The organism is Oceanispirochaeta sp., assembly GCF_027859075.1.
In the GTDB taxonomy this organism is placed as follows: domain Bacteria; phylum Spirochaetota; class Spirochaetia; order DSM-2461; family DSM-2461; genus Oceanispirochaeta.
The window spans coordinates 1-16,988 of record NZ_JAQIBL010000102.1; the positions used below are offsets into that span (position 1 = coordinate 1).

The window sequence follows — 16,988 nt, forward strand, 5'->3', positions numbered from 1 at the left end:
CTCTGCGTGAGCGGTTTGATCGGCTCAGTGCATTCCCTCCAGTGGAATGTCCTCCAGTTTATGGGAGTGGATAATAAATTCAATCAGACCCTCTGGCGGAACCAAAATGAGTACCCCGGCGGGTATGTGATGGATGGAGGGGTACATTTTGTGCATGGCCTGCAGATGATTGCCGGGCCGGTCACATCGCTTGTGGCCAAGACAAAGAGTGTTAACCCCCTTCTGGGAACAATGGATATGGGTTTTGCACTGCTGACCCATGCCTCCGGTGTCATCAGTTCTCTCAATATGGGCTGGCAGCACGGCGATGAAGAGGAGCATCTCAAGGTTTTCGGAACCGAAGGGACCCTGATCATCAAAGAGAAGGAGATCCTCCACCTCAGGACAGATGGAACTCAGAATACCTATGCCCTGGTTGAGACTGATACGTTCCTGGAAGAGTGGAAGGACTTTTATTCCGCCATACAGGGAATTTCCTCCCTTGATCTGGTCCAGAGGGATGTTGTAAGAGATGTTCAAATCATCGAAGGGATCATCCGGTCTGCGGATGAAGGAAAAGAAATCTTCATCGATTAGAAGGATTCATCAGGGCAGAAATTGATGTCCTTTGCTTTTTCCATTTTGAAAATTGATTATAGAAACAGCTTTTCTATTGAACCGGTTTGTTCGTATTACTTTGATATTTCAGAATTCTGTTTTGACTCTCATTGAGAGTCAGAACAGCTGTTTTATCTTGATGTATGGCTAAAAGTATGGTATTTTGTATGTATGACCTTTGAGTGGGATGATCGTAAGAATCTCGAGAATCACTTAAAACATAACATCACATTTGAAGAAGCCCAATATGCTTTCTTTGATAGGAATCGAATCATTCTTAAAGATGAAAAGCATAGTATTGATGAAGACAGGTTTTTCTGTATAGGCCAGATTGATAAGGGAATTGTTACAGTCAGGTTTACAATGAGAAGAAATAATATTCGGATCATAGGTGCCGGATATTGGAGAGAGGGGAGGAAACTCTATGAAAAGTAAAGTTAGTTACAGTGATGCTCCTGATGATATACAAGATGCACTTCTCAATGCCAAAGAAGTTGTAGATTTTTTACCACCACCGGAGTTATTGTTTGTTAAGGAAGAAACAAAAAAAATAACCATATCTCTTTCTAAAAAAAGTATTGATTTTTTTAAAAATGCTTCCCAAAAAAACCATATTCCCTATCAGCAGATGATACGAAAGGTTCTAGATAATTATACTGAGCATTATGTAAAATAGAATTGATGCCCTTATTCATTCAACACCATCAGGTCATTGCTAAAGTGAAAGTCCGGCTGCAATAGGTTGGGGCGGATGCTTTGGGAGAGACCAACCGCCTAAAGGGGCTTCCTTTAGGCTCATATTCCTTCTATGTAATCGATGCCAGGTAGATTTTTTGTATTGATTCATCAAGAATTTTATTAAAATCCTCCTGGCTCAATCCCTGCGTTATCCGCTTCTTTAATAACCGAAGGCATCTTGGTTCCAGTAGAATGTCGTAAGAGATGTTCAAATCATTGAAGGGGTCATCCGCTCTGCCGATGAAGGAAAGTAAATCTTCATCGCCTAGAGCTGTTCTTTCATCAGGGCAGTAATTTCTGGTCTTTGCTTTTCTCCAGTTTGAAAAACCGGATTGTTTCCAGCAATGATGAGGCCTGGGAGGACAATTCCTCAGAGGTGGAGGCAAGCTCTTCCGCAGAGGATGCATTTTGTTGAATGACCCGGTCCAGCTGACCGATTGTTATGTTTATCTGTTCGATTCCCGTTCTTTGTTCACTGCTGGAACTGCTTATTTCCTGAACAAGACCCGCCGTTTTCTGAATATCAATGACAAGCTTGCTGAGTTTATCCCCTGCATTTTCAGCAATTTGAACAGAGCTGGATGATAATTTACTGATTTCACCGGCCGCTTCACCGCTGCGTTCAGCCAGTTTTCGTACTTCCGAGGCGACAACGGCAAATCCCTTACCATGTTCCCCCGCTCTGGCGGCTTCGATGGCCGCATTCAGGGCCAATAGATTGGTCTGGCGTGCAATTTCCTCAATGATGGATATCTTCTGGGCAATCATTTTCATGGCATCCACGGTCTGCGCCACTGATTCACCACTGCTGTTGGCATCTTTGACTACCTGAGAAGCTATTTTCTCTGTCAGAAGCGCATTTTCACTGCTTTGCTCAATGTTGGCATTCATCTGTTCTACCGAAGCCGAGAATTCTTCCGCACTGGCGGCCTGTTCAGAAACCCCCTGGGAAAGGGTTTGAGCGCTTGAACTGATCTGATCGCTTCCCAGAGACACATTCTCTGCAGATTCACTGATATCGGATACGATGTTCTTCAGTTTTTCTGTCATATTGCTCATGGAGGCAGAGAGTTCCCCAATTTCATCTTTCCTTTTCAGAGACTGGGTCTGTACAGACAGTTCTCCTGTGGCCATCAAGGCGGCCATTTCTGATATTTTCACTATGGGATTGGAAATAGACTTACTGAAAAGGAATATGACCGCGCTGATAAAGGTCAGAATCAAGGCGGCCATGGCTATGGCGATCCATACCATCCTGTAGAAGGGAGCCATTATGACATTTTCCGGTACTGCCAGTGTGAGTATCCAGGGATTCTCCAGATAGTTGAGTTCCATCGGTACGGATATATGCAGATAACCATTGTTCTTGATAATGCTGTCCAGGCTCTGCATCTTATCTTTGTAAAAGGGAAAAGCCTCAGCCAGGGATTTTCCCAGAAACTCAGCTTTGTAGCCTACAATGGTTCCCTTTGCTGTCGTCAGGTATCCATAGCTGCCTTCAAAGGGTTTTATTATTTCAATTTCACTCTGGAAATAAGAGAGTTCTATGTCATAACCGGCAATACCGACAGGTTCGTCCTGGTAATAAAAGGGCATGCACATGCTGGTCACGAAGAGCTCTCCGATGTTCCCGCCATAATCCCAGGTGTAGGGTTCGGTAATGATGAATTTTTTTGTGGACAGGGGATCATTCCACCAGCTGTCATACTCATCTGGATTGTAGGTTAATGAAAGTTTAAAGGATTCTTTTCCTTTGTAATTCTGGTATCCGGAGTTAATCCATTTGGAGTAGTCATCTGTTTTAGTACCCCTGTATTCATATTCGTCAATAAATCCGGGATAAGCAATGACCCATTGATTGAAGGCAAAAAGATCCTCGCTGTCCGAGAAGAACTGTCTGTGAAAATTAAACATGACCTGTCTGTTGTTGTCTGCAGGGTATTCAATGAGGGACAGGGTCATATTGGCCAGGCTCAGCGCTTTTTGTGAAATAGGATTCAGTTTGTCCTGAAACTGGTAAGCTGTTGCCAATGCCCTGTTTCTGACACTCTCTATGGTGGATTCTTTATAAATGGTAGCGGACTGAGTCAGGATGAAGAACGCTATGAGAATCATTCCAATCCCGGCCAGGGCAGAGTTTACCATTATCATTTTAGTTCTAATTTTTGTTTTTAGATGAGCCATTTTTTTTACCTTCCTTATCAAGAGATAGGTCTATGAATTATAATTATAGATGATTATTGCGCAGGAATATTATAATAATTGATGTTACGGTTACATTTTGAATGGAAAACTTACAACTTTAGCTCTTCTAATGCCCTACGATACAGCAGTAATGTACGACATAAGGACATTGCTCAGGTTCGAATCCTTATGGCCTGCAAAACCTTTGGGCGGCAGACTTGGTGGAAACCGCCTAAAGGGGCTTCCTTTAGGCTAAAGTATCCTTTAAGTAATCGATGCCAGGTAGATGTTTTGTATTGATTCATCGAGGATTTTATTAAAGTCCTCCTGGCTTTGATTCACATTTAACCCTTCAGATAAAGCCCTGGAAAAACTGGCAATCAATTGATGGTTTCGGGCTAGTTTTTCGTTTGCTTCTTCCCGTGAATAGCCACCTGATAGAGCCACCACCCTTAGAACATTAGGGAATGCGGACAAATCTTCATAAAAGTTATCTTCATCAGGAATCGTTAACTTCAGCATAACCAGAGAATCAGAATCCAGGGTTTTTAAGTGTTTTACCAGCTCCTCTTTGAGGATCTTTTCTGCCTCCTGCTTATCGGGAGCATTTATATCAACTTCTGGTTCAATGATGGGAACCAGGCCTGCTGTCGAAATGATTTTCCCAAGTGCAAACTGCTGGGCTACTATGGCCTTAATCCCTGTTTTATTCGCTTCTTTAATAACCGAGCGCATCTTGGTTCCAAATGCATGCCGGTCATTGGCCCGCTTAAGAAGATCTTCCAGATCGGGAATGGGCTTCATCAGTTGAACCCCGTTTTCTTGATCTGCCAGACCTTTATCAACCTTCAAAAAGGTGACTATACCTTTCTTATCCCAAAGATAATCTGCACTGTAGAGTCCTTCCACCTTTGAATCCATAGTCTTTTCAAAAAGAATGGCCGCCAAGATCCGCTCTTTGGTAAACCCGGGGCTTTCCATAATACGCGACCGCATCTTATGCACCAATTGAAACATCTCTTCATCATTCGAATAGGCATCTTTTTTAATGCCATATATTTTCAGGGCCTTCGGTGTACTGCCTCCGCTTTGATCCAGGGCTGCGATAAATCCTTTTCCCTTTTTCATTCGTTCTTTCTGTGTCATATTCATAAAAGCACCTCCATAACGTTTGGTCATGCTTATATGATAATCAATTCTTGAAGGGATATGATTCATTTCTCAAGAAATAAATGCCCGATAGCTGACGAAAATAAAGCGGGAATCAACAAAGGGTTATATCGAGGGTCAAAAGGAAGTCTCCTGGGGGCAAAACACTATGGATTCTCCTCTTTGCCGTTGATTGACAAGGATCTGTAGTCTCTATTTGAAGGTCTTTTCACCTTGTTCTTCCCCTCTGATTTGTTCCAGGGCTTCTTCAACGGTTCTGACGGGCAGTCAGCAGCTCTTGTCCCGGCAGATATAGATCAGGGTTTCATCCGGTTTATACCGGCCTGCGAAGAGGGGCCTGGATTCGTCGGGAACCTTGGAAAAGGCAAAAACGGCCTGGGGCAGGTATTCCCGTCGGAGTTCCCCGATCAGGGCTTCCGCTTTTTCACCGACTACCACCACCTCATAATAGGATCCCTTCTGATAGAGCATCAGCTCGGCCCAATGGGAGATATAGAGGGTGTTCTCCAGAACCCGCCTTGCCATCCAGCGGGTCATTTGATCTGCCTTATTCTGAAACGAAAAGGTTCCAGTCAATTTGGCCAGGCGGAACATATTAAGAGCCATCACGGCATTGGAAGAGGGGAGGGTCACATCGCTCACTTCCATATCCTTCTGGATGATCCTGTCCTGAACAGCGGTGGAGTAAAATATATTTTCATCTTCATTGTAGAAATATTTCAATGTCCATGCTGTCAATTCCTCGGCCTTTGAAAGGTATTGAACCTTCCCTCCGGCTTCAAACAATGAAATCAAGGCGGTGATTAAATGGGCATAATCTTCCAGAAATCAGTCAATATAGCTCCGGTTATCCTTAAAGGCATGATATAGCGATCCATCAGGCTGGAGCTGGTTTTCCAGTATGAAGTCGGTCGCCTGTTCTGCATTATGCAGGAAACGGGGGGCTCCAAAAGCATTGAACGCATCAATATAGGCGATGATCATCAAGGCATTCCTGGATGTGAGCGACTTGTCATCCTGTCTGGGCGGGACTCTCTTGTCCCGTGCTTCTTTCAGAATACTGCGGATTCGTTCCAGATCTTTCCCAGCTGGATTCTGGCTGTCCTGCAGATCCGGACGGAGGAGGATGTTTTTTCCACCTTCCCAGGCTCCTGCGACTCCAATGCCGTAATACTCTTTTGCCAGTGGATAATCTTCTGCCAGAAGTTCCAGAAGCTCTCTCTTTTCCCAGGTATAGAATAGACCCTCTTCTCCTTCGCTGTCTGCGTCCAGGGCTGAGTAGAAAATCCCCCGGGGGGAGGTCATGGATTCTTCAATGTAATCCATAGTCTGGTAAACCACGTTCTTATACTGCTCTTTTTTCGTGAGACTGTAGGCCTTGGCATAGAGGGACAGGAGTTGGGCGTTGTCGTAGAGCATCTTTTCAAAGTGGGGCACCTTCCACTTTACATCTGTGGAGTAACGGGAAAATCCTCCTCCAATCTGGTCATAGATCCCTCCCGCAGCCATCTTGTCCAGTGTGAGAAGGACAAAGTCTCTTGTCTCGGGATCATTCTGAAGGACAGACCAGGAGAGCAGAAAACGGGTGAACACGGGCATGGGGAATTTAGGGGCCCCTGAGATTCCTCCATTGATCAGATCAAATTGAGGACTTGTCTGTGCGACAGAGCTGCCTAGTTGATCGATTGAGTAGGGAGACTCTTCCGTCTCCAGGAGCTTTATTTTAAAATTTGAGATTCCCTGTTCGATGGATTCGGCGGCTCTCACCATTTCTTCAGTGTTTGACTTATACTGCCCGGCTACCAGGGTCAAAAGGTTCATCCACTGGTCCCTTGGAAAGTATGTACCGCCGTAAAAAGGACTTCCATCGGGGAGGGCGAACATATTCATAGGCCAGCCGCCCCGGCCTGTAATCATCTGCAGGGCATTCATATAGTGGGCATCAATATCAGGACGTTCCTCTCTATCAACCTTGATGCTGATAAAATGCTCATTCATCAGACGGGCGACCTCCTCGTTTTCGAAGGACTCCTCTTCCATCACATGACACCAGTGGCAGGAGGAATAGCCGATGCTGATGATGATGGGCTTATTCTCTTCTGCTGCCTTGTTGAAGGCTTCGTCTCCCCAGGGATACCAGTGGACCGGGTTATGGGCATGCTGCTGGAGGTAGGGGCTTGGTTCATTGATTAATCTGTTGGTATTTGCCATTTCTTCTCCTTGAATATCGAGTAGGAATCCCAGAAGAAATCCGAGGATTATGGATTTTGATATATTACTCATTTACTAAAGTATAGTTTGTACTTTCACTTGGTGGGTAGAAAAGAAGTAAAATCAGTCTAAAATCAGAATTTCTACGCGGCGGTTTTCCTGATCCGAGCCGAGAGGTTCTGTGTTCCCCGCTCCTCTGAGAAAAAGACGCCCCTGACCGGTACGGCCCCCGGGAAAAAGGATGTCCGCCACAGCCGCCGCCCTGTTTCTGGAAAGATTCTTTCGCCCCTCGAAGCTTCCGTAATCGGCAGTGTGCCCTGTGATGAGTATATCCCTCTCCGGATAAGCTGCCAGGCTGTGGGCCAGCTCTTCCAGCCTGTACCGTTGGTCCATCGTCACTTCTGAAGAGTCTGGCTGGAAGAGAATCCTGTCTGTTTCAATGATCGATAACAGGATGCCCTCTGTTGTGGGTTCTATGGTCACACCAGGTACCGACTCAAGTTCTGTCTGGAGGGATTGTACCGCCCGGGGGCGATCAATACTGTCATTGATCCGGTATGAGGTTTCTCCTCTGCCCCGAAACTCCTGTGTCCGTCCGTCAGCCATGAGCATAAGGAATTCGAAGTCTTCCTGTTTTTTCCCGGGCCGCCCCTTCTCAATATCCCAGAGGAGTCTCTGACTGGACTGGCCGGTAATCAGACGGATCGGTTCAGCACTGCTCCTGACGGGCATATAGATGCTGTATTCGACAGATATTTCAGCAAATCTGCGGCCGTCGATGATTTTATTCTGCAGATACCTGTAAAGAACCTGAACAGGACCGCGGTAGGGCCCGTAAATGACATTGCTAATCCTGAATACATGGACTTCTTCTGCCGGCAGGCTCCAGGTATCACCGGGTTTTACAGGAGTGACGGGGAATCGGGGGACATTTCTGAGTACCGGACGTGAGGCCTCCGGGGGAACTGTCATCTTTCCCTGTGCATCCCTTTCCAGCCGTACTGTTTCCGCACTGATCCATTCCAGAATACCCGGCATTCCTCTCACTCGTTCGACCGTTCTAAAACTGGAATCAAGGGTCGCTTTGCCCTCAGGAGACACCTGTCTGATGGTGGATACTGAAAACTCATCAACCTCGGCCTGATGACTGAATCTTCCATCAATATATACGGTTTCGTCCACCAGGGAATCTGCATGGAGAACCTGTCCTTCAACATGCAGGAATTGAAGATTTACTTCTTCTGCCCCCATCAGGGCAGGGGTGAATATTATAACAGAACAAAGAGCCGTCAACAGGGTTATTTTCCGGTCGTACATAGTTATAACATCGGATTAATGACTCATCTGCAGCAGGAAGAAAAAAAACAAAATAATTTCTTTCCCATATTCCCTCCACTTCATGTATAGTGTTTTAAGGGGAAATCCATGGAGAAATTGAACATTTTTGATTTTCAGATCAATCAGGTAGGTTACATCACCGAGTGTGTGGAACCCATCAGTGGTCATCTTACCCTGAAGGACACAATCCAGTACTTTGAATCAAACCCTGACATCGGGGCCATTCCCGTAGAACTGGGGCAGGGTTATGGCGTCATCAGTCGCAGTGATGTTCTGCAGAAACGGGGTCCTTTGTCAAATACCGGGAAGCCTCTTTCATCCCTGGACAGCATGAATCAGCAGTTTTCTTCCTTTAACAGCCATGAAAATATAAAGAAGGTTTTGAGAGACAGCTCTGAGTATAAGGGCCAGCAATTTTTCATCATCTATAAAGAAAGCAGCCTTTTTGGTGTGGTGAGCCTTAATAATATCATCCGTCATATTTCGGACATCCAGGATGAAGAAATTCGTAAGGGAAGGGAGTTTCAGCAATTTCTGCTCGATCGGAATCTCATTAAAGATTCAGACTTTGAATTGATCTCCCATCTCCAACGATCCCATGATCTGGGAAAGGACTATTACTACTGTTCCAGCATCAGTAATGATATCTCCATGATTTCATGTTTTGATGTACAGGGAGGCAATCAGACCGCATCCCTGGTTTCGGTAATGATTGATGCTTTTTTTAAGACCAGGAAGGAATTAACCAGCCTGGATCTGGGAGATGTGGAGAAGTTGATGCTCTCCCTTAACTCCTTTCTTTTTCATCATACCCCGGAAGATTTTCAGGTTCGGTCACTCTTTGTTTTTATACATAAAATTGAAAAGAAGGTAAAAATCTATAATTTTGGATACACCACACCCTTCTTAATTCTCCTGGAGGAAGGGAAGATAAAGGCCAAAATGCCGGCCCCTCCTTTTGAGGCAATGGGCATGAAAGACCTTGTCATTTTCCGGGAGACCCCTCAGGTTTTTGAAATGAAGAATCTGCGGCATATCTTTCTGTATTCTGAAGGATTAGCAAGTTGTGTCAATTCCTTTGGAGAGTCCTTCGGCATGGACAGAATTAAAGAGGCTCTTGTCAATAATTACAAATCATTGGGCAGCGATTTTTCTTCAATATTGGAAGAGAAGGTGAACCATTTCAGGAAAGATACCCCTTTATTGGATGATATCACGACATTAATTGTCAATTTTTAGTGTTCTTGTATTTGACAATGACGGCGGCCCCTTCTGAGTAGTCCTTGAATATCCCGGCTCCCTTACCGGCATTGATAACGGCACCCAGGCAGCTTTCTTCGCTTAAATCCAGAAGGTACAGGGGTTTTTGATAGGTCCATTCTGCGGCTTTGATGAGATGATTGTTTTTGCGTATCCCATTTCCAGCCCCCACGAGGATTCCGATGCGGGATTTCACTTCCTCTGTGAGGCCCTTATAGAAGCGGTAAAGTTCATTGATCATTCCCTGAACCAGGGCTTTTATCATATTTTCGGGTGTGAAATTCATATCCGTTATATTTCTGAAAAATGCCAGCTCTTTTCCGTCTCCCCGCTCTCCCAGAAAAAGGGGTAGGCAGTCAATGTCTTCTGTTGTGAAATCCAGGTCTAATCCATCCATGACCTTCATGGCACCAACAGCGTCTTTCGGAGAAAATAGTTTCACCGCAGACTCAAAAAAATCGGCCAGGATCTTATAGGAATGACCCCCGCAGAGAGAAAAGGCCACATGAATAAATCCTTCATTTCCCAGGGCCCTGGTTTCAAAATGGGGATATTGGACAAAAGTTTTTCCATAAAAAGAGATCTGGCCGGAGGTTCCATAATTGAGTAGAAGGCTAACCTCTTTGTTCAGGACAGAACCAAGAAAACTGGCCTGATTATCCCCCAGGGCCTGGATCACTGGTATCCCACGGTATTCACCCAGAACTTCCGTGGAGGAAACCAGTGTCGGGATGATATCCTCATTTTCCAGGTTCAGGTTTTTGAGGCTCTCAGAAATCATGCCCGTCCTGATATCGACAATACCCATGCTGGCTCCCAGGGTTATATCGCTGACAGGTGTCTGTGCCCCAGCCAGGCGCATGCAGACAAAATCACCGATATTGCAGAATTTACTGGCATATTCGGGTATCTGATGATCCAGCATCAGAGACATATGGGTCACAATTCCATAGCCCGAATGGACCTTGTAACCAAGTTTTTCCGAGACAAGGGAATCCAGGGATTTCCCCTTCATCACTCTGGTTCCCCTCTGGTTCTGCCAGGTATAGAAGGGCGATACAGAGAGGCCCCCCGCATCGACATACAAAATGCCGTGCATCTGTGCAGAGAGAGACAGTCCTTCGATTTTTTCATCCGAATAATCCATCAACTCATCGATAATGGTTTTAATATCTTTTAAAATCCGATCAGGATCCTGCAGGTATTCCCCGGGGGTCTCCTTTTCAATGAATTTGTTATCTTTAACTACAGTTTTCACTGTTTTTTGCTCTTTAAGAGAATAAAGAACGCCGCCGATGGTGGTTGTTCCGATGTCCAGTCCAATTAAATTCATCGTTTTATAATCCTTCCTTTAATGTAATATTTTCTAGAATGCCAGTCTTCCTTTGTATGACGATCATGGAGAAGATTGAAGGTCTTTTCTCCCATCACATCGAAGGACTGTTCATAGCTTGTTATGTTTAAGGTTTCTGAGCCCTCAAAGTTATCCATGGAATATAGGGGAATCCCGGGAAAGCCCTTATTGTTCAGAAAACGCCTCAGAGCAATGCCGATATGACCGTTTCCGCAGAGTATCCCCCCCAGTTTCTGTTTCTCTATCAGCTTATGAACATTGAAGTGCTCCTCCAGCAGAGAGTCTGTCAGATTTTCCTGATTCCAGGGGAGTTTTATGATGACATCATCCTCTGTTTTGACCCTGGAGAAGGCTTTTTCCCTTTCCACGTTGCTGGTCAGCACCTGGCTGTCCCATCCGATGTAGGCAATAGTCCGGATTCCCTTCTTATTCATAAGCTTATACAGGCTGGTAATGGCATGGTCGTTATCGACGCTTATATAATCGCAGAAATCCAGATCATGGACCTTATCAAAAAAGACAACATGCATGCCTAAACCGCTCAGGCGCTGGAAGGAAGCATATTCCAGAACCGTGTCATAGGGCCAGAAAACAATGTCCTTGATTCCCTTCAAAAAGAGGGAGAACAGTACTTTTTCCAGCTGCAGGACATTTCTGTTCTCCAATTGTTTGATCATCACAAGGACACCCTTTTCTTCCGCTGCTTTTTCAAAGGCCCGGTAGTAGGCCATAAAAAAAGGGTTATGGATGGCCGCAACAACGGCAATGATTTCAAGTTTGTCCTTCTTCCTTTTCTTCAGGGGGGTATACACTGCGGCACTGCCCTGTGTGCTGGAAATAAATCCCTCGTCCATCAGCATTTTTCTGGCTTTTCTGACGGTTCCCCGGCTGATGGATAACTCCTCTGCCTGTTTCCTCTCGGGGGGCAGGGATTGATGGGGAGCTATCTCACCGGAATAGACCTTCTGGAAAAAATCGAGTTGGATTTTTTGATAAAGAGTCTCCTCATCCTTGTTCTTATCGGGGGGCATTTTTATCCTTTCCTAAGTTTCGAGCCTCAGGATGATGTCTTCCTGGATGGCCGGAGAGAGGTCGAGAAAGTTTACAAAGGTTCCATGAATCCTCATGATATACACTCCCGAAGGGGCGTATTTTTCGGGTTGTTTCAAGAGCTTCCGCAGTGTGTCCGCAGTGGTTACATTCACATAGAGATAGAAGGGTTCAATCGTGGAAGAATCCGACTGTAGATTGAACAGTGGTTCTACAACCTTTCTGGAAAAGGCAAAGCCCTTGTCCTCCAGAGACTCTTCGGGGAAATGGGCCGGATTGATGCCCAGATGGCAGGCACATCCCCCGTTCATCTTTTCATAGGGCAGTTTTCTCAATGATAAAATCCTCGAGTTCAACCCCGAGGAGGCTTCGCCGAAGAGGGGATCTATCCCGTATCCCAGCATGGTTCGTGCTTTCCGGCCATCCGGGGTCGCTCCTGTCCAGTAACCATAGAGAAGATGGGTCGAGGGAGAGCTCCAGTCCGGCCTGAATGGATTTCCAAGATAGTTCTTCCTGGCCCTGATTCTGTCAGATACCCTGGCGATAATCTCTATGGCTTCTTCGTCTACGGATGGGATGTTATTGCCGAATTTGGGGCTGGTCAATAGATACTGCCTGAGAGGCTCTTCCTCTTTGAAATCATTTTTGAGGGCTTTCAGCAGGCGGCCGCATTCCTCATTGTTTTTGCTGTCGGCAAAGTCGGAAAGAGACTGGAAGGAATCTGCCAGAATAGAGAGACCATGGATGAGGCAGCCGCTGCCGTTGTAGAGGGTTCCCTGTCTGGTATCATCCCGGAGATCGATCCCGGATTCCAGACCGCCCATAGAAATGGACAGAAAAGGAACCCTCAGATGAGAGAGTGCATGGGAACAGTTGTCCGCCGCCTCCGTCATGGTCGATATGATGGACTCCAGCTGGAGGTAATAAAGTTCATGAATCCGGGTGAGGAGTTCCTTGTCACTCAAAACCTCCCCGCTCAGTTCTTCTCCAGTCTTTGCAATCTTCCGGCCTGTAATGGTGGAGCATCCCCTGTTGAGGGTTACTTCCAGCACCTTGGCCAGATTTAACCAGCTGTTTGTGGTATTTCCGTTATCCTTGCCTGTTATCAGGGGTTCCTGGCAACCGGCAATGGCATAATTTTCAACATCTTCTTCCCGGAATCCCTGGTTGAGGAGAATTGGAAGCATTGAATCATCGTTAAACAGGGAGGGAGTCAGCTGTCCGGGAGTAAAGAAGAACCGGCCTGTAGACCTATACAGCTCTTCCGGAGTTTCTTTGTGCAGCCTCATCGACAGGATGGGCTGGGGATAGCGTCCCTTATAAAAGGCATCCAGGATGGCATAGCTGCTTTCATTTGTCAGATCTTCACCCTGGAGGTTCCGGCCGCTCAATAAGAGGTTCTGAGAAATGGCCCAGCTTCTGTCACCCACATTGTAAAATGCCAGGAGGGCTTGAAACAGACCGGCCGCCGACTCTCTGTCGGCATTGTCCCTGTGCCGATAGGGTTCGAATAGGCGGTCAATGTTCCCGGCAGAGAAGGCATAAGGATTGGGGCACTGCTCCAGACACATCGTCTCCCAGCAGAGTATATAAACCTGAATGGCCTCATAGAGAGTTTTGGCTCCCTCTTCAGGGACACTGACCAGAGTGTGAGCCATCAGTTCCCATTCTTTACGCCGGAGGGGATTTTTTTCTTCTTCCAGCCGGGTTAAGGCAATGTCCCGGTACCGTCTGGACAGGATTTCCATAGCCTCCAGGGAGATCAGCATGGCCTTCAGGTTTTCCTGTTTATCCTGATATTCAGGAAGGAGCAGTTTCTCCTGGAGTATCCTTTTCATACCCTCTGTCCCCAGTCTGATTATCCTGGAAAAATCGGGGATCAGATGCCCGGTCACCTGCTCCACAAAGAAGAGGGCCTCCTCTGTTTGTTCACTGCAGTCCAGATAGGCATTTTTGAGATCTTTCACGTAGTCTGTCCGGGCATAATACTGCTTGACCGATTCTATTCTTTCTTCTGTCATCCCTTCTTCAGGGCTAAGGTCCTGAAAGACTCCTAAAGGATCACAGTATCCCTTAAACTCCTCCACCTTAAAGGAGGGGTGAATCAGAGCATAACTGCTTGAAAAGGCATCATTCTGTGATCCTGCGAATACGGCATGATCGCTGATGGTCAGAGGAAGCTTTGCGGCCACTGCCTTGAGCAGGAGGGCCGCCCGGGTTTCGAGGGAACAGGAGTCTGGTAGAGCGGGGCTGGCTTCCATCTGAATCTCCAGGACTCGGAACCAGCCGCCCAGGCAGTGATTGTTTTTTTGTTCCTGAAATAGGGCATCTGCCAGTTCGGATGTCCGGTGATTCCCGTTGTAAATTGTTTTCCATTCCATTTTCAGCTCCTGCTGCGATGATTCAGGTTGTGACACATTGAATTCCATGTGTTTTAAAAATACTCTTATACTGTTCCAGTTCTGATGCACTGGTGGTCGAATGCTCTGCGAGGGGACCTCGGTATTTCTGTCCGATGGCGTCCCACTTCTGCCGGCCAAACTCATGAAATTCCAGGAGTTCAAGACTGAAATTCTCTCCAGGGTTCATACCGGCAATCATACGTGCAAAATGCTTCATATCCTCCGGGGAGTCATTAAATCCCGGAATGAGAGTGATTCGGGCCAGGATTTCCAAGCTGGACCTGCAGGCTCTTTCCAGATTTTCAATGACCCGGGGTCCCTTGTTTTTTATGAGCGGAGCGGCTTTTGAAAAGTCCCAGTGTTTAATATCAAAAATAAGAAGATCCAGAAAAGCGAAGAGGTTCTGCAGGTCTTTATGACTTCCGTTGGTTTCCAGGGCAGTGTGGATGTCCCTGCTTTTCAGTTGTTCCAGGAGGGTGGAAAGATCCTCAAATTGAAGGGTCGCTTCCCCGCCGGTGATGGTCACTCCTCCGCCGTCATAAAATAATAGTTGGGATTCAGAAGCCATCTGGACTAATTCAGGGACTTCGTAATCCCGGGACGTAAAGCTTATCCCTTTATTCTTCCTTGAGGTCAGGCACTCTTTTTCATTACAGCTAATGCATATAGTTCTGTTTAATTGTGTTTGATGGATGGCTCCGTGGGGGCAGACTCCCGGAGTCAGGAGATCTTTTCTGACAAAGATTTCTCCCTGAAGAGAGCGGCCCTCGGGATTACTGCACCAGGGGCAGTCAAAATTGCATCCTTGAAAGTGGAGAAGGAGTCTGTTCCCGGGACCGTCCTGAGAGTAGTTCCAGCCTGTTTGAAAAAGTTTGATACTCACAATTGGTACAATACCACTGTACCAATTGTCTGTCAATTTTTAATCTTAAAAGAATATCCCCAGAATTCATGCAGGGGAGGGCATAAACCCCTATATTTAAAGGGATAAAGAATTTTTTGAGGGTATATGGAAGCAAATCATAAGATTAGGTTGATTTATCGGGAAGAAATAGCTCAGGAAGTCTATTATATCAAGCTGGAACGTCTGGAGGATTTTACGCCGGGTCAGCTGCTGGCCCTTTCGGACTCGCCCGGTGGGGATGTGCGCTACTACAGCATCGCTTCGGCGACCCGGGATGAATACTGGGGAATCCTCTATAATAAGATGAATGAAGGTTGGCTGACTCCCTGGCTCAGCAGGCTTCAGAAAGGAGACATCCTCTATACCAGTCTGCCTTTTGGTGAGTTTCTTCCCCGGAGATTCCCTATGGTGTGGATTGCAACCGGAACAGGTATTGCTCCCTTTCATTCCATGACCGGTTCAGGATGTGCCGATGAAGATACCATTTTGATTCATGGAGCCCGGCAGAAAGAGGATTTCTATTTTTATGAGGATTTTCGGCAGGAACTGAAATCCAGGTATATTGCCTGTTCTTCAACATCCGAGCAGCCTGGACTGTATCCGGGCAGACTCTCCCGGTATCTGGAGGAAGAGTTTTCTTACAGGGAATCCCCGGAGGAGAGACGCTTTTTTCTGTGCGGATCTTCGGCCATGGTTGTTGATATTCGGGATCTTCTCCTGTCTAAAGGGGTAGACTTCGGCATGATTACAAGTGAAATTTATTTTTAAGGACTGAAAGAATCTATATGGATACATTATTCGGCAAAACCCTGGACAAGTTGAGTGACATTGCCGCGGCACTGGATTTAAAACCCTTTGCCGCCGGGCAGATGGCAGGCTGGCTCTATCAAAAAAGAATCAGCTCTATCGATGACATGACCAATCTGTCTTTAGAAGCCCGGCAAAAATTGAAAGAGAACTTCATTCTGGGCCAGGTTCCCCACCAAAAGGTCGAAGTCTCCCGGGATGGTACAAAAAAATACCTGTTTCATATACAAGGTCACCAGTATGTTGAAGCCGCCTATATTCCCGATGCCGACAGGGCGACTCTCTGCCTTTCCAGCCAGGTGGGCTGCAAGATGGGCTGTCTCTTCTGTATGACAGGTAAACAGGGATTTCAATATCATCTGAGTTCAGGAGAAATTCTGAATCAATATCACATGCTCCCCGAGGTGGATACCATAACAAACCTGGTGTACATGGGAATGGGTGAGCCTTTGGACAATCTTGAACCTGTTCTGGACAGCCTTGAGATCCTGACCTCTTCCTGGGGTTACGGCATGAGTCCAAAACGGATCACCCTGTCTACAATCGGCATCATCCCTGGCATGAAAAAATTTCTGGATACCACAGGAGTGCATCTGGCCATCAGCATTCACAGCCCTTTTGATGACGAACGGAAGAGTCTGATGCCAGTGCAGCAGGTCTATCCCATCGCCGAGGTGGTTGATGTGCTCAAAGGCTACGACTGGTCGGGACAGCGCCGTCTGAGTTTTGAATACATCTGTTTTGATGGTGTCAATGATTCGGAAAAGCATGCCCGGGCCCTGGTCCGTTTATTGGGGGGCATCAAGGCCCGGGTCAATCTGATTCACTTTCATCCCATCCCCGATTCCCCCCTCACAGGGAGCACCCGGACCCGGATGGAGGATTTTCAGACTATTTTGAAGGATAAGGGATACTACACGACCATACGTAAAAGCAGAGGTGAAGATATCTTTGCAGCCTGCGGTCTTCTGTC

15 protein-coding genes are annotated in these 16,988 nt (G+C 46.4%); 6 read left to right on the plus strand and 9 right to left on the minus strand.

Translation table 11 applies throughout. The features are described 5' to 3' along the window. From PF479_RS05690 to PF479_RS05700, 3 genes are all read left to right on the plus strand, one after another. Positions 1-576 (plus strand): Gfo/Idh/MocA family oxidoreductase (locus PF479_RS05690; protein ID WP_298003360.1); only part of this gene is annotated, 576 nt, incomplete at its 5' end. A 192-nt stretch (positions 577-768) separates the two neighbouring features. Next, positions 769-1,032: a BrnT family toxin gene (locus PF479_RS05695; RefSeq protein ID WP_298003363.1), complete on the plus strand. Its 264-nt coding sequence runs from the start codon at positions 769-771 to the stop codon at positions 1,030-1,032. Then, the gene (locus PF479_RS05700) at positions 1,022-1,273 is read left to right on the plus strand and encodes a CopG family transcriptional regulator (protein WP_298003365.1); all 252 of its coding nucleotides are present in this window, start codon (positions 1,022-1,024) and stop codon (positions 1,271-1,273) included. The genes PF479_RS05695 and PF479_RS05700 overlap by 11 nt, the downstream gene beginning before the upstream one ends. Before the next feature lie 344 nt (positions 1,274-1,617). On the opposite strand, the gene PF479_RS05705 is transcribed toward PF479_RS05700, so the two are convergent. From PF479_RS05705 to PF479_RS05725, 5 genes are all read right to left on the minus strand, one after another. Further along, positions 1,618-3,519, minus strand: a complete 1,902-nt coding sequence (locus PF479_RS05705; RefSeq protein ID WP_298003367.1) for a methyl-accepting chemotaxis protein — start codon at positions 3,517-3,519, stop codon at positions 1,618-1,620. 264 nt (positions 3,520-3,783) lie between these two features. After that, positions 3,784-4,671, minus strand: a complete 888-nt coding sequence (locus tag PF479_RS05710) for a fructose bisphosphate aldolase (RefSeq protein ID WP_298003370.1) — start codon at positions 4,669-4,671, stop codon at positions 3,784-3,786. Between the two features lie 285 nt (positions 4,672-4,956). Then, complete coding sequence (locus PF479_RS05715; protein ID WP_298003373.1) at positions 4,957-5,427, minus strand: hypothetical protein; 471 nt, start codon at positions 5,425-5,427, stop codon at positions 4,957-4,959. Between the two features lie 90 nt (positions 5,428-5,517). Then, positions 5,518-6,900, minus strand: coding sequence for a thioredoxin domain-containing protein (locus tag PF479_RS05720; RefSeq protein WP_298003376.1), 1,383 nt, complete (start codon positions 6,898-6,900; stop codon positions 5,518-5,520). Between the two features lie 123 nt (positions 6,901-7,023). Continuing rightward, the gene (locus PF479_RS05725; RefSeq protein WP_298003382.1) at positions 7,024-8,217 is read right to left on the minus strand and encodes an OmpA family protein; all 1,194 of its coding nucleotides are present in this window, start codon (positions 8,215-8,217) and stop codon (positions 7,024-7,026) included. Positions 8,218-8,325: 108 nt separating this feature from the next. On the opposite strand from PF479_RS05725, the gene PF479_RS05730 reads away from it, so the two are divergent. After that, the gene (locus PF479_RS05730) at positions 8,326-9,477 is read left to right on the plus strand and encodes a SpoIIE family protein phosphatase (protein ID WP_298003384.1); all 1,152 of its coding nucleotides are present in this window, start codon (positions 8,326-8,328) and stop codon (positions 9,475-9,477) included. Here PF479_RS05730 and PF479_RS05735 read toward each other — a convergent pair. Genes PF479_RS05735 through PF479_RS05750 form a run of 4 tightly spaced genes read right to left on the minus strand, consistent with a single transcriptional unit; the run spans position 9,467 to position 15,223 of the window. Beyond that, positions 9,467-10,831 carry an FGGY family carbohydrate kinase gene (locus PF479_RS05735; RefSeq protein ID WP_298003387.1) on the minus strand — a complete coding sequence of 455 codons (1,365 nt, stop codon included), beginning with the start codon at positions 10,829-10,831 and terminating at the stop codon, positions 9,467-9,469. The two genes, PF479_RS05730 and PF479_RS05735, sit on opposite strands and share 11 nt — an antisense overlap. Next, complete coding sequence (locus tag PF479_RS05740; protein WP_298003390.1) at positions 10,828-11,883, minus strand: GntR family transcriptional regulator; 1,056 nt, start codon at positions 11,881-11,883, stop codon at positions 10,828-10,830. Before PF479_RS05740 ends, PF479_RS05735 begins: the two co-directional genes overlap by 4 nt. A gap of 12 nt (positions 11,884-11,895) precedes the next feature. Beyond that, complete coding sequence (locus PF479_RS05745; protein ID WP_298003394.1) at positions 11,896-14,283, minus strand: pyruvate formate lyase family protein; 2,388 nt, start codon at positions 14,281-14,283, stop codon at positions 11,896-11,898. A 22-nt stretch (positions 14,284-14,305) separates the two neighbouring features. Next, complete coding sequence (locus PF479_RS05750; protein WP_298003397.1) at positions 14,306-15,223, minus strand: radical SAM protein; 918 nt, start codon at positions 15,221-15,223, stop codon at positions 14,306-14,308. A gap of 90 nt (positions 15,224-15,313) precedes the next feature. On the opposite strand from PF479_RS05750, the gene PF479_RS05755 reads away from it, so the two are divergent. After that, a complete protein-coding gene (locus PF479_RS05755) occupies positions 15,314-15,976 on the plus strand; it encodes a hypothetical protein (RefSeq protein ID WP_298003399.1) in 663 nt (220 codons plus the stop codon). 17 nt (positions 15,977-15,993) lie between these two features. Then, on the plus strand, positions 15,994-16,988 hold a 995-nt coding region (gene rlmN, locus PF479_RS05760), incomplete at its 3' end, for a 23S rRNA (adenine(2503)-C(2))-methyltransferase RlmN (protein ID WP_298003402.1).

What these genes read in the sequence shown, in the direction of transcription:
- PF479_RS05720 (WP_298003376.1), bottom strand. Translation starts at nt 6,900, where the DNA reads ATGGCAAATACCAACAGATTAATCAATGAACCAAGCCCCTACCTCCAG.
- PF479_RS05745 (WP_298003394.1), bottom strand. Translation starts at nt 14,283, where the DNA reads ATGGAATGGAAAACAATTTACAACGGGAATCACCGGACATCCGAACTG.
- PF479_RS05695 (WP_298003363.1), top strand. Translation starts at nt 769, where the DNA reads ATGACCTTTGAGTGGGATGATCGTAAGAATCTCGAGAATCACTTAAAA.
- PF479_RS05755 (WP_298003399.1), top strand. Translation starts at nt 15,314, where the DNA reads ATGGAAGCAAATCATAAGATTAGGTTGATTTATCGGGAAGAAATAGCT.
- PF479_RS05700 (WP_298003365.1), top strand. Translation starts at nt 1,022, where the DNA reads ATGAAAAGTAAAGTTAGTTACAGTGATGCTCCTGATGATATACAAGAT.
- PF479_RS05710 (WP_298003370.1), bottom strand. Translation starts at nt 4,671, where the DNA reads ATGAATATGACACAGAAAGAACGAATGAAAAAGGGAAAAGGATTTATC.
- PF479_RS05705 (WP_298003367.1), bottom strand. Translation starts at nt 3,519, where the DNA reads ATGGCTCATCTAAAAACAAAAATTAGAACTAAAATGATAATGGTAAAC.
- PF479_RS05735 (WP_298003387.1), bottom strand. Translation starts at nt 10,831, where the DNA reads ATGAATTTAATTGGACTGGACATCGGAACAACCACCATCGGCGGCGTT.
- PF479_RS05725 (WP_298003382.1), bottom strand. Translation starts at nt 8,217, where the DNA reads ATGTACGACCGGAAAATAACCCTGTTGACGGCTCTTTGTTCTGTTATA.
- PF479_RS05740 (WP_298003390.1), bottom strand. Translation starts at nt 11,883, where the DNA reads ATGCCCCCCGATAAGAACAAGGATGAGGAGACTCTTTATCAAAAAATC.
- PF479_RS05730 (WP_298003384.1), top strand. Translation starts at nt 8,326, where the DNA reads ATGGAGAAATTGAACATTTTTGATTTTCAGATCAATCAGGTAGGTTAC.